The organism is Allorhizobium undicola ORS 992 = ATCC 700741, from assembly GCF_000621665.1.
GTDB classification, from domain to species: Bacteria; Pseudomonadota; Alphaproteobacteria; order Rhizobiales; family Rhizobiaceae; genus Allorhizobium; species Allorhizobium undicola.
The window spans coordinates 1-12872 of the sequence record NZ_JHXQ01000001.1 but is presented as its reverse complement, the minus strand read 5'-3'; the positions used below and the strand labels follow the sequence as shown (position 1 = coordinate 12872).

General features: G+C 60.4%; 10 protein-coding genes. 5 read left to right on the top strand and 5 right to left on the bottom strand.

Features of this window, described 5'->3' with window-relative positions; genetic code table 11:
• Positions 1–85: 85 nt before the first annotated feature.
• A complete protein-coding gene (locus tag T424_RS0100050; RefSeq protein WP_027485903.1) occupies positions 86–889 on the bottom strand; it encodes a class I SAM-dependent methyltransferase in 804 nt (267 codons plus the stop codon).
• Between the two features lie 141 nt (positions 890–1030).
• On the opposite strand from T424_RS0100050, the gene T424_RS0100045 reads away from it, so the two are divergent.
• The 4 genes from T424_RS0100045 to T424_RS0100030 all read left to right on the top strand — a co-directional run bounded on the left by T424_RS0100045 (position 1031) and on the right by T424_RS0100030 (position 5215).
• Entirely contained in the window at positions 1031–2137 is a 1107-nt protein-coding gene (locus T424_RS0100045) for an ABC transporter substrate-binding protein (protein ID WP_154664767.1), read from the top strand.
• 119 nt (positions 2138–2256) lie between these two features.
• A complete protein-coding gene (locus tag T424_RS0100040; protein ID WP_245269379.1) occupies positions 2257–3378 on the top strand; it encodes an ABC transporter substrate-binding protein in 1122 nt (373 codons plus the stop codon).
• Positions 3378–4469, top strand: a complete 1092-nt coding sequence (locus T424_RS0100035; RefSeq protein ID WP_051558692.1) for a FecCD family ABC transporter permease — start codon at positions 3378–3380, stop codon at positions 4467–4469. Before T424_RS0100040 ends, T424_RS0100035 begins: the two co-directional genes overlap by 1 nt.
• On the top strand, positions 4463–5215 hold the full coding sequence (locus T424_RS0100030) for an ABC transporter ATP-binding protein (RefSeq protein ID WP_027485899.1): 753 nt from the start codon (positions 4463–4465) through the stop codon (positions 5213–5215). Before T424_RS0100035 ends, T424_RS0100030 begins: the two co-directional genes overlap by 7 nt.
• A 35-nt stretch (positions 5216–5250) precedes the next feature.
• Here the strand turns inward: T424_RS0100030 and T424_RS0100025 are convergent, their stop codons facing one another.
• The 4 genes from T424_RS0100025 to T424_RS0100010 form a co-directional block, all read right to left on the bottom strand.
• On the bottom strand, positions 5251–6126 hold the full coding sequence (locus tag T424_RS0100025; protein WP_027485898.1) for an undecaprenyl-diphosphate phosphatase: 876 nt from the start codon (positions 6124–6126) through the stop codon (positions 5251–5253).
• Between the two features lie 225 nt (positions 6127–6351).
• Positions 6352–8532 carry a methyl-accepting chemotaxis protein gene (locus T424_RS19800; RefSeq protein WP_037066185.1) on the bottom strand — a complete coding sequence of 727 codons (2181 nt, stop codon included), beginning with the start codon at positions 8530–8532 and terminating at the stop codon, positions 6352–6354.
• A gap of 433 nt (positions 8533–8965) precedes the next feature.
• A complete protein-coding gene (locus tag T424_RS0100015; protein WP_037066183.1) occupies positions 8966–11101 on the bottom strand; it encodes a methyl-accepting chemotaxis protein in 2136 nt (711 codons plus the stop codon).
• A gap of 29 nt (positions 11102–11130) precedes the next feature.
• Positions 11131–12063: a substrate-binding domain-containing protein gene (locus tag T424_RS0100010; RefSeq protein WP_037066181.1), complete on the bottom strand. Its 933-nt coding sequence runs from the start codon at positions 12061–12063 to the stop codon at positions 11131–11133.
• A gap of 562 nt (positions 12064–12625) precedes the next feature.
• Between T424_RS0100010 and T424_RS0100005 the strand changes: the two genes are divergently transcribed.
• Positions 12626–12872: transposase family protein (locus tag T424_RS0100005; protein WP_027485895.1), on the top strand; the 247-nt coding region annotated here is incomplete at its 3' end.

Below are 12872 nucleotides of genomic sequence, written 5' to 3'. Positions count from 1 at the left end.
GCGGGCTTTCCATGCGCATTCTAGAAGCTTTTGTTTTTACGCATTTTCGGACGGAAAACCGGTTTCCACTTTTCCTGAAAATGCTTTAACGCTCGGCAGAAATGGCGTAGCGGTGCTGCGTGGCGCGTTCAAGCCCTTTCAGAAAGCTGAAATTGCGGCGCTGGCTCCGGTGGATGGCGGCAAGGTCGGTATCGATGCGCACAGCCTTGAAGCCAGCCTCGATCAGCAGGGCAGCGACGGCCTCTGCCCTTGCGCCATCGCAGAAATGCACGCGGGAGAGAATGCTTTCATGCGTTTGCGCCAGCGAGGCCGAGGGGCCGTTTTGCGGGCGCGTGTCGGACATGCCAAGCTTCTGCAACAGCGCCGAAACACGCCTGGAGAGCCGGGCCACCAGCCCCGGATTGACAAAATCGCCATCGACGATCAGCACCTTGCCGCCGGGCTTGAGAACCCGGTGCCATTCGCGGAAGGCGGCCAGCGGATCGACCAGGGTCCACACGAGGTGGCGATTGGTAATCACGTCATAACTGGCATCGGCTTCCAGCGTGTTTTCCGCATCGCCCATGAAAAAGCGGATCGTCCTTCCGCGCGCGTCCGCCTTGGCGCGGGCGCGCTCCAGCATGGGCTCGGCCCAGTCCATGCCGGTCACGGCAAAGCCCAGATCATCGAGAAGATGCGAAACCACGGCCGTACCACAGGCAAGATCGAGCGCACGGCGTCCACGCCCCTCGCCAAGATGACGGCGAAGTAATGCCTGCCAGGCGGCACGCTCCTCTTCGGAGAATATTTCATGGCCGGGCTGACTGTCGAAGGTTTCGGCCCGCAACGACCAGTATGCCTTGATCTCTTCTCGCAGATCATAGTTGCAACCCGTTGCAATATTCGACATTTCTAAGAAGCCTCCGGCGAAATACTGGAATCCTTCTAAAAGAAAAATCTTGACGATCCAAGTCATAAAATCATAAGCCTCAACAAAACTTAACATTTGGAGGCAAGTTTGCTGAACATTCGTGGGGTGGCCACCGCCGCCATGGCGTCGCTCGTTCTTTTTTCCGGCGTGGCGCTGGCAGGCGAGAAGGTAAAGGTCAAGGACATCACCGGCCGCGAGGTCGAGGTCAGCGTGCCGGTGGAACGGGTGATTCTGGGCGAAGGCCGCCAGATCTACTTCACCGCCGCCCTCGATACGGATGCGCCCTTCAAGCGCGTCGTCGGCTGGCGCGACGATTTCCAGAAGGCCGATCTCGACGGCTATAACATCTACCTGAAAAAATATCCGGAAATGGCCAGAATTCCGACCTTCGGCGGTATGAAGGACGGGACTTTCGACATCGAACAGGCGGTGACGCTGAAGCCCGATGTCATCATCATGAACATCGACGCCAAGTCCGCCACGGAAGAAAGCGGCTATATCGAGAAGCTTTCCAAGGTTGGCATTCCGCTGGTCTATGTGGATTTCCGCGAGAAATCGCTGGCCAATACCGATCCGTCCATGCGCCTGATCGGCAAGCTGTTCGGCAAGGAAGAAAAGGCCGAGGAATTCGTGAAATTCCATGACGAGCAGATCAAGCTGGTCACGGACCGTCTGGCCGCTGCTAAGGATCTCAAGAAGCCGGTGGTGTTCATCGAACGCGCCGGGGGCTATAGCGACGATTGCTGCATGTCCTTCGGCGACGAGAATTTCGGCAAGATGGTCGAGGTCGCGGGCGGCATCAACATGGCCAAGGGCATTATTCCCGGCACCTTCGGCACCGTCAATCCGGAGCAGATCATTGCCTCCAACCCCGATCAGGTCATCGTCACCGGCGCCAACTGGGAGCTTTACGTGCCCGGCGGCAAGTGGGTGGGCGTTGGCCCCGGCGCAGACAAGGCCGTTGCAGCCAAAAAACTGGCCGCGCTGACCGAACGCCCCGCCTTCACCGGCATCAAGGCGGTAAAAGATGGCAATGTCCACGCCATCTGGCACCAGTTCTACAACAATCCCTACCAGTTCGTCGCCATCCAGCAGATTGCCAAATGGCTGCATCCCGAACTGTTCACGGACCTCGATCCGGAATCCACCTTCAAGGAACTGCACACCCGCTTCCTGCCGGTGGATTACCACAGCGGCTACTTCGTTTCGCTGAAGGCAGAGAAGTAAAAAAGCCGGGGCCGGACGCACAAGCGTTCCGGCCCTTTCCGGAGCGCTTTCCGGTCGAATTATGCTTTCATTCTCAAGCTCTGCGGCAAAGAGGGATTTTATCAATGAATTTTCGTGGGATGGCGGGCGCGGTGAGCGCTCTTTTTCTGTTTTTTGCAACACCGGCAGCAAGTGCCGATCTTGTCGATGTGGCGGGGCGCACGGTCCATCTCGATCTGCCCGCCAGGCGGGTCATCGTGGGTGAAGCCCGCCAGATCCATGTGATCGCAGCACTCAAGGGCGAACATACCTTCGATACGGTGGTGGGCTGGCGCGACGACTTCCTCACCAAGGATCCCGACAGCTATGCAGCCTATGTCGAGCGCTTTCCCGACATCGCCAAGCTGCCGCGCTTCGGCTATGTGCCGCAGGGCGATTTCGACCTTGAAACCGCCATCACCCTCCAGCCGGACGTGCTGACGCTCAATCTGGAATCGGCCAAGGTGGCCAAGGAAAGCGGCTTCGAGGCCAAGGCGGCGGCGGCCAATATCCAGATCGTCTATCTCGATTTCCGGCTCGATCCGGACCGCAACACCGAAAAATCCATCCGGCTTCTCGGCGAGATTTTCGGCGCAAAGGACAAGGCGCAGGAGCTGATCGACTATCGCCGTGCCGAAATTGCCCGTGTGACCGACCGCCTCGCCACCGTGAAGGATCTGAAGCGCCCGAAGGTCTTCATCGAGCGTGCGCCGGGCATTTCCGGGGAAAACCAGTGCTGCCGCACCTTTGGCCCCTATAATTTCGGCAGTATGGTAACGCTTGCCGGTGGCCAGAGCATTGCCGAGGGCATTATCAAGACCACCTTCGGCGATCTCAATCCCGAGCAGCTGGTGGTGTCGGATCCTGATCAGGTCATCGTGACCGGCTCCAACTGGGCGGCTGAGTCCGATATTCACAAATTCGTGCCGGTTGGCCGCGGCGCCGATCAGGTTCTGGCCCGCCAGCGGCTTGCCGAGCTGATGACGCGCACGCCCTTCCCCGAACTCAAGGCGGTCAAGACCGGGCAGGTTCACGCCGTCTGGCACCAGTTCTACGGCGCACCTTACGAGTTCATTCCCATCCAGCAATTTGCCAAGTGGTTCCATCCGGAGCTGTTTGCCGATCTCGATCCCGAACAGACCTTCCGGGATTTCCACAGCCGCTTCCTGCCCGTCAGCTACAAGCCCGGCTATTTCGTTTCACTCGACAAGGAACCCAATTGATGGTCGCCACAACCGATAGCCTGCCGGGCGCAGAGCAACATGGACAGGCGCGCGCCGAAGGGCGCGCGCAATACCGCGCGCTGACCACGCGCCGCCTGCTCGTTCTGGGCGGGCTTTTCGTTGCGCTTATGGTCAGCGTGGCGCTGGATATGGGGCTTGGGCCTGCGCGCTATTCGCTGGAACAGGTGATCGCCGCAATCTTCACGCCCGATGCCGTGGGCAACCAGTTGCGCGTCGTCATCTGGGATATAAGGATGCCGGTGGCGCTGATGGCCGTGACCGTCGGCGCCTGTCTTTCGCTGGCGGGCGCGCAAATGCAGACCATTCTGGCAAATCCCCTCGCCAGCCCCTTCACGCTCGGCATTTCCGCCGCCGCCGGTTTCGGTGCGGCGCTGGCGCTGGTGGCCGGTGTGGCCGTTTTCCCCACGGCCATCGAATATATGGTGCCGATCAATGCCTTCCTCATGGCCATGCTGGCCTCGATGTTCATCTATGGCGTTTCTACCTTGCGCGGCGTGACGGTGGAAACCATTGTTCTATTAGGCATTGCGCTGGTCTTCACCTTCAATGCGCTGCTGTCGCTGCTGGAATATCTGGCCTCCGAACAGGCGCTGGCGGCGGTGGTGTTCTGGACCATGGGCAGCCTGACCAAGGCCACATGGCCCAAGGTGGGGGTAACGCTCGGCGTGCTCGTGGTTTGCGTGCCGCTGTTTGCCCGCCGCGCCTGGGCGCTGACGGCGCTGCGCCTTGGCGATGACAAGGCCGCCAGCATGGGCGTGAATGTGCGCGGCCTGCGGCTGGAAACCATGATGCTGGTCAGCCTGCTGGCGGCCATTCCGGTTTCCTTTGTCGGCACCATCGGCTTTGTCGGTCTTGTCGGCCCGCATATCGCCCGCATGGTGGTGGGCGAGGACCAGCGGTTTTTCCTGCCGGGATCGGTAATTTGCGGGGCGCTTTTGCTATCCTCCACCTCCGTCGTGTCGAAAATGCTCATTCCCGGCGCCGTCCTGCCCATCGGGGTCATTACGGCGCTGGTTGGCGTTCCCTTCTTCTTCTCGCTGATCTTCACCAATCGGAGGCGCGCATGGTAAGCCTGAAGCTCGACAAGGTTGGGGCGCGTTACGGCCGCCTGCCGGTCTTCGACGATATTTCCACCGGCTGGCTGAAAGGCGGCGAGCTGACAGCGCTGATCGGCCCGAACGCGGCGGGAAAATCCACGCTTTTCAAACGCATTGCCGGGCTTTTGTCCGGCCCCGGCACGGTGGTTGTGGAAGAGGTGCGCGAAGGCCGCCGCCCCGTATGCTACATGCCGCAGGACACCGGCGCCAATGCCGTGCTGACCGTCTATGAAAGCGTGCTTCTGGCCGCCAAGCAGGGTGGCGGCTGGCGCGTGGCCGATGACGAACTGAAGGAGATCGACCATCTGCTTGAGGCCCTGCGCATCGGCGATCTTGCCTTTCGCGATCTCGGCGCGCTTTCAGGCGGCCAGCGCCAGCTGGTGGCCATTGCCCAGGCGCTGGTGCGCAAGCCGGATGTGCTTTTGATGGACGAGCCCACCTCGGCGCTGGATCTTTTCCGCCAGATCGAAGTGCTGGATTTCATGCACCGCACCGCCGCGGAACAGGGAATGGCGGTGGTGATTGCCCTGCACGACCTGAACCACGCCCTGCGCTATTGCGCCCAGACCATGGTGGTGGCCAATGGCCGTCTGGTGGCCAGCGGCCCGACGCGGGAGGTGATCACCCCTGCCCTGCTCAGCGAGACCTATCGCGTCGCCGCCCGCATCGAGCCTTGCAGCCAGGGCCGCCCGCAGGTGATCGTCGATGGCGCGTTGTAACGCCTTTTCCGGCACAAGGCTCCAGCTCCGCAGCGTCACGCAATCAAGCCGGTTGCCGCCGCGCCGATCAGCGCCAGCCCCAGCAGGATGCGATAGATAACGAAGGGCCAGGTGGAAAAGCGTTCCAGAAAGCGCATCAGGCCCCAGATGGCGATGAGGGAGGAAATGCCGCCCGCCAGAAGGCCGACCGCCAGCAGCGACCAGCCGTGGCCATCGAGCGACAGCTTGTGCAGCTCCCAAAGCTCCTTGATCCCGGCCAGCGCAATGGCCGGGAGCCCGAGCAGAAACGAGATGCGCGCTGCCTCCTCCCGCTTGAAACCGAGAGAAAGGGCCGCCGTCAGCGTTGCGCCGGAGCGCGAAACGCCGGGAATGAGCGCACCGGCCTGCGCAAGCCCGATCAACAGCAGGTCGAGGGGGCGCACGCTTGGCAAGGCGCGGCGGTGACGCGCCAGAATTTCCGTGGCCGCCAGCAAAAGCCCCATAACCAGACAGGCAAGCCCCACAGCCCAGATGCTGCGCAGGGGCGAGCCGCAACTGTTGAGGCTATGTGCAAGCGCAAGCCCGGCGACGACGAGAGGAAGGGTGCTGATGCCGATCCACAGCGTCAACTGGAAGGGAAAGCTTTCGAAATCCCGGTTTTTCAGCGCCGCCAGCGAGCCGCTGGCAAGCCCGCGAATATCCTTCCAGAAATAGGTGACAACCCCAACCAGCGCAGCCATCTGCATGGCTGCCGAAAAGGCCGCACCCGGATCCGGCCAGCCCAGAAGTGCCGGCACGATGCGCATATGCGCGCTGGAAGACACCGGCACCAGTTCGGTAATGCCCTGCACGATGCCGAGAAAGACCGTTTGCCCGTAACCCAGATCGACAAAGCCGGTTGCCGAACCCACCACACATGCGGCATCTGCCATGATGTTTCCCTCTGCTGGCAAGGCGGCTTCCGGCCGCTGCCCTTCGCCATGGCCAATGCTTGCGCCCCGGCATGGCAATTCGCGACAGCAAAACGCCCCTGCCGCAGGCGGCAAGGGCGTAAACGCTGCCTGTTCCATGCGGTTTGATCCGTGGAACATGGCAGGAGGAAGACAAGCTTGTCTTCCTCCCGTTCATTTCAGGGTGGATGTGAAAATCACGCCCGCTCAGGCGGCGTAACGGTTGCCGTAATGGCCTGCCGCGGCATTGGTGCGGAAGCGGCGGATCATCTCGGCCAGCTGTTCGGTTTCATGCGTCAGGCTTTGGGCGGCGGCGGTGGTTTCTTCCACCATCGCGGCGTTTTGCTGCGTCACCTTGTCCATCTGGTCGGCAGCGCCCGTCACTTCCCGCAGGCTGGAGGCCTGTTCGCGGGCCGAATTGGCGATTTCCGTGATCGTCGAACTCATTTCCACGACTTGATCGACGATTTCCTTCAGCGAGGTGCCCGACGCGCTCACAAGGTTCACACCCGTCTGCACCTGGCTGCTGGAGGTGGAAATCAGATCCTTGATTTCCTTGGCCGCCTGGGCCGAACGCTGGGCAAGCTCGCGCACTTCCTGCGCAACCACCGCAAAGCCCTTGCCGGCTTCACCGGCGCGTGCGGCTTCGACACCGGCATTCAGCGCCAGAAGGTTGGTCTGGAAGGCGATCTCGTCGATCACGCCGATGATGTTGCCGATCTTTTCCGACGAACCCTGGATGGCCGTCATGGCTTCGATGGCGCGCGAGACGATCTCGCCACCCTTGGCGGCATTGTCGCGGGCCGCCGCCACTGCGTGCTGCGCACGCCCTGCCCCTTCCGCCGTGCCGTTGACGCCGCGCGACACATCGCCAAGCGCTGCAACGGTTTCTTCCAGAGACGCCGCCTGCTGCTCGGTGCGGCGGGCAAGGTCGTTGGAGGCAGACGAGATTTCGCCAAGGCCCGAGCGGATCGTGCTGACGGCGGTGACGACAGAGCGCATGGCTTCTTCGAGCGAGGCGACCGAGGTATTGAAGGTTTCGCGGATCAGTTCGAATTCCGGCGCAACCTTTTCCTGCATCCGGAAGGTAAGGTCGCCTTCGGCCAGCGCATTGAAGCCCTTCTGGACATGGGTCACGAAAACGCGAAGATCTTCCGCCTTGGCATTTTCAAGCGCATTCTGGCGCTCGCGCTCGCTCTCCACGGTGGCGCGCAGCCGCTCCTGTTCATCGCGGGAGGCCTCGGCACTTGCCAGTTGATGGCGGAACTTCTCAAGTGCGGCGGCAAGGGTGCCGAACTCATCGGTCTTGTCCAGGCCGGAAACCGGGCGCCCATACTGGCCGCCAGCCATGGTGCGCACGGATTCGACCATATCGGTCAGTGGCTTGCGCACGATGGCAGAGGAAAGAAGGTAGATGAGCAGCAGCGCGGCGGCCACTTCGATCAGGCCGCTGATGCTGGCCGACACGACCTCCGATACGACGGGGGCCGTGAAGGTTTCCGCCGGAACGTCGAGAATGGCGGCCCAGGTGCGGTTCATGCCGTTGACGGTGAAGGGATAGACAATGCGCGTTGCGCCGTCGGGAAGACCTTCGATGACCCGCAGCTTGCCATCGGCGATCGCCGCCTTCACCTCGGCGCTGCCCGCCTCGGAATATTCCTTGAGGAGTTGATCCTTGGAGCTGTGGACGAGCCATTTGCCATTATCGGCCACCAGCATCACCCGTCCGGTGTCGAACGGGCGCATGGCGTTCAGCGTGGCGGAAAGATCGTCAAGCTTGATATCGACGCCCGCCAGACCCACGGTCTGCCCCTTGATTTTCACCGGCAGCGACACCGAGGTGATCAGACGGCCCGTGGTCGCGACATAGGGTTCGGTGATCAGGCCCTTGCCGCTTTGCAAGGGGGCTGCGTACCACTGCTCCTTGGGATTGATGATCCAGGTGGAAAAATCCAGCGCGCCGCTATCGGCTTTCGTCCAGTAGGGCGTGAACACGCCTTCCTTGTTAAGCCCTTCCGTGCCGTTAAGCTTGAGCTCGTCGGGAATACCGGGGACCTCGCACATCCAGGCGCCAAAGATGGTGGGATATTGGGTCGGCACGCCCTTGATGAAATTCACGATGTCGGCGCGCGTCCGGCTGCCGCCCTCGATATAGGTGGAAAGCGCCCCCGCCAGACCGGAGCCTGCCGATACGGCGGTGCTCACCTCGACGGCGACCTTGCCCGAGACCGACGCCGCCTTTTCCGTGGCAAGTTGCATGACCTCGTCACGCACCCGGTTGCTGGATTGCCAGCCGGTATAGGCGGAATAGCTGGCGATAAGAACGGTCATGGCAGCGCCCGCCGCCAAGACCAGCTTTCCAGATACGGTACCAACCCCTAGTTTCATGTCGTGATCCCCAATGTCCTGACTTTGCGCCAGAGTGACATGGGTTTCTGACTAAAGTCTAAATGTTGTTCCCTTTCAATTTCGCCTCATAATTGAATAACCCGCTAATATTCATGGGTTTTGACAATTGTTGTCTGACTTGCCGGATTTGCGTTTTCTCAATTTTATTGCAACGCACCCCAAATTGGGACAAGGGGCCGTTCTTCCAGGACGTTGCTCAGCCGGGGAATGAAAAACCGGCAGGTTCTGCGGAAACCTGCCGGTCTATCTTTATGCGGTCGTTTTACACCTGATCCATCAGGGTGGTTCATTGTTTCACGACCACTCCTGCGCGACATGCCGTGGAGCCTTTCACGGAAAGGGCGAAAGGCTCCAGCTGTCTTTTTCGACGCATTTGCGGACGCAGAACCGAATACACCTTTGCTGGAAATGCTCAGGCGGCGTAACGGTTGCCGTAATGGCCTGCCGCGGCATTGGTGCGGAAGCGGCGGATCATCTCGGCCAGCTGTTCGGTTTCATGCGTCAGGCTTTGGGCGGCGGCGGTGGTTTCTTCCACCATCGCGGCGTTTTGCTGCGTCACCTTGTCCATCTGGTCGGCAGCGCCCGTCACTTCCCGCAGGCTGGAGGCCTGTTCGCGGGCCGAATTGGCGATTTCCGTGATCGTCGAACTCATTTCCACGACCTGATCGACGATTTCCTTCAGCGAGGTGCCCGACGCGCTCACAAGGTTCACACCCGTCTGCACCTGGCTGCTGGAGGTGGAAATCAGATCCTTGATTTCCTTGGCCGCCTGGGCCGAACGCTGGGCAAGCTCGCGCACTTCCTGCGCAACCACCGCAAAGCCCTTGCCGGCTTCACCGGCGCGTGCGGCTTCGACACCGGCATTCAGCGCCAGAAGGTTGGTCTGGAAGGCGATCTCGTCGATCACGCCGATGATGTTGCCGATCTTTTCCGACGAACCCTGGATGGCCGTCATGGCTTCGATGGCGCGCGAGACGATCTCGCCACCCTTGGCGGCATTGTCGCGGGCCGCCGCCACTGCGTGCTGCGCACGCCCTGCCCCTTCCGCCGTGCCGTTGACCCCGCGCGACACATCGCCAAGTGCTGCAACGGTTTCTTCCAGAGACGCCGCCTGCTGCTCGGTGCGGCGGGCAAGGTCGTTGGAGGCAGAGGAGATTTCGCCAAGGCCCGAACGGATCGTGCTGACGGCGGTGACGACAGAGCGCATGGCTTCTTCCAGTGCGCTGACCGAATTGTTGAAGTGGTCGCGAATTTCGGCATAGCGGCTATCCACCGCGCCGATGCGAACGGTGAGATCACCCTGCGACAGCGCATCGAGGCCGATGGAGATTTGCTCGAAGGCATGGGCCATGCGCTGGGCCTCCTCGGCCTTTTCGCGTTCCTGGCGCAGGCGCTCGTCTTCGGCGGCAAGGCGGGCCTTCTCGGCTGCCAGTTCGGCGGCCAGCTTGCCCCGGCCGGTTTCCTGGAAGACCAGCAGCGAGCGCGCCATGGCGCCCAGTTCGTGCCGGTGCTCGGTGCCTTCGATCTTCACATTGTCATTGCCATGCGCCAGCTGCTCCATGGTGCCGGCCATACGGCTGACGGCGCTGGAGATGAGGCGGCCGATGACATAGGCAAGGATCAGGCCGATGACGATCAGCACGGCGGAAATGGTGAGCGTGGTGGAGGAAGCAGCGCTTGCGGTTGCCTTGGCGCTTTCGCTGAGCGTGTTCTGGTTGCCCGTTACCTTGGCCTGGAGAGCATCGAAGGCAGAGGCGATCTTCGGCGCCAGCACGTCGAGCTGGGTGGTGCGGATCTCGTTGCTCTTCAGCCAGACATCGCGCACATCGTTCAGGCGGTTGGTATAGTTGCGCATCAGGCGCTGGGCGGCATCGGCGCGGCCAGCCTGCGACTTGTCGGAAGCGGACTGCACAATGGCATCGGCGCGCTTCAGGGCGTCGTTCAGCGAGGCCTGTGCCGTTTCATAGGCGGCCAGATTGCCCGAATGCACGAAACGTTCCGAGTAATAAAGGCTGCGGCTCATGGAATCGATGACCTCACCCGTCATGTGCAAGGCGGCGACATCGCCCTTGCGCCATGCCGAACGCTGAATATCGTTGAGCGCCGTGATGGTCCAGGGGCCGAATTCCGTGACCTTGGAAAGCAGGGCCTCGCGGCGCTTTTGCAAGGCAACGAGCTGGGCAAAGGCCTTGTCATAGGTGGCCACATCCTGACGCACGGCATTGAGGCCCTGTTGCAGTTCGGTTTCGGAAGCCATGCGCGGATCGTCCACGGCAAAGGCTTTCACCGCGGCCTGCAAATCCCCCACCACCTTGTCGGAGGGGTTGGTGCGATAGGCTTCGGCCGCCATGCGGATATTTTGCAGCTGCACATTGTAATTGAAGATCGCAAGGCTCTGGCCCGCCGTATACCGGAAGGTCGAGAACATGCTGGAGAGGCTTTCAAGACCGTTATTGGCCACCAGGGTCAACACGCTCATCAGCACGATGAGCGGAAGAAAACCAAGGGTGATCTGCGTGCGGATGCCCAGTTTTTTCCAGAATGACATGCTTATGCTCCCACTTTCTCAGTCGCAGATCACTGGCTCTTGGCCAGATAGGATTGAACATTGGCCGGAGTGACCAGCTCGAACGGGATCTTGATGAAGGTCGGAACGCTTTCGCCGTTCATCAGCTTCACGGCCGCCTCCACACCTTTGGCACCCTGCTGGGGCGCGTTTTGCAGCACCGTCACGTCAAGATCGCCCGCCACCATCGACGCCAGCGCATCACCCGTGGCGTCGATGCCGCCCACCACCACCTTGTCCATGCCAATGCCGTTGCGCTTCATGGCGCGAATGGCGCCCAGCGCCATTTCATCGTTATTGGCAATCACGGCCTCGAATTTCACGCCGCCATCCAGCCATTCCTGCATCAGGCTATCGGCCTGATCGCGCGACCAGTTGGCCGATTGACGCTCGATCGTGGTGATGCCCTTGCAGGCATCCGTGGCCAGAACGTCATCGATGTCCTTGGTGCGGGTGCGGGCGGCGGGGTGGAAATATTCACCGATCAGCACGACCGCCTTGCCCTTGCCGTTCAGAAGGCGGCAAATCTCCTTGGTTTCCATGGTGCCGCTTTCCACCTCGTCGGAGGCCACCACCGTCTGCTTCGGCGGCAGCTCGGCGGAATTGACCGGCACGTTATTGACGAAAACCACAGGAATGCCGGCATCCGCACCGATCTTCGAGACGGGCGCGCCCTGGTCGCCGTCCGAAAGCACCACCACCAGCGCATCGACCTTGTCGGCAGCCATTTTCTTGATCAGTTCAAGCTGCTTGGAAGGGTCGCCACCGGCATCCTCGACCCGTAGCTTGACATCGGACGCCTTGGACGCCGCCTGTTCAATGCCCTTCAGCAGGCTGCTGAGAAAGTTGTCCTTGGCGTTGGCCATGGCAACACCAATGGTCTTGGCCTCGGCAGTGCCTGCCATCAGTGCCAGTGTGAGCGCAATAGTCGTTACGGTTCGCATGTGCGAATACCCCCAATCCTCGATTGGGACGATTATCTGCACATATTCTTAAAAATACGTGCATAGAAAACACTATATAACACCCTTAATGTTCAGGGGAAAATAAAAGCGCCACACCTAAAATTAGAAAATCTGCCATTAGCAGCTTTAAATGTTGCTGCGCAATGCAACCACAAAGCACTTAGGAACATAAACAACGATTAACAGGAAAATTTGTTTGATTGCGCAGAAAATAATTGGAAAAAGCAACGGTTTGATCTACCATGCCCACAAGTCGCGCACGAAAACACCGGCAGCGCCGGCAAACAGCAAACAGGCCGGGCTGGCACCGGGCGGTCTTGACCATGACGCCTTACCCGGATGGTCATTGAAAATGCACTGAAGCACGTTGCGGCTTGTTAGCCTCCACAGTACACGACGCTAAGGCTTTGCGTGTGGCTTACCCCCCTCTGTCCTGCCGGACATCTCCCCCTCAAAGGCAGGGGAATCGCATATGGGTTTCAAGCTATTGAATGATTGAGGCAAATCGCTTCATCTTCCTCCGACTGATTTGGAGGGTTTGATGAAAGGATTTGCCTCTTTGTTTGGATCTGTTCCTGATCCTCGTGCTGCCAATGTGCGCCATCCGTTGAACAGTATTTTGTTCATTGCGCTTGCGGCGGTGCTGTGTGGTGCAGAGACGTGTCAGGACATGGCTGATTTCGGCGTTTCCAAGCGCAAGCTCTTAAAAGAGATCATACCCCTGCCTTATGGCGTCCCAAGCCATGATGTGTTTTCCAATGTGTTCAGGCATCTCGATCCGCAGGCGT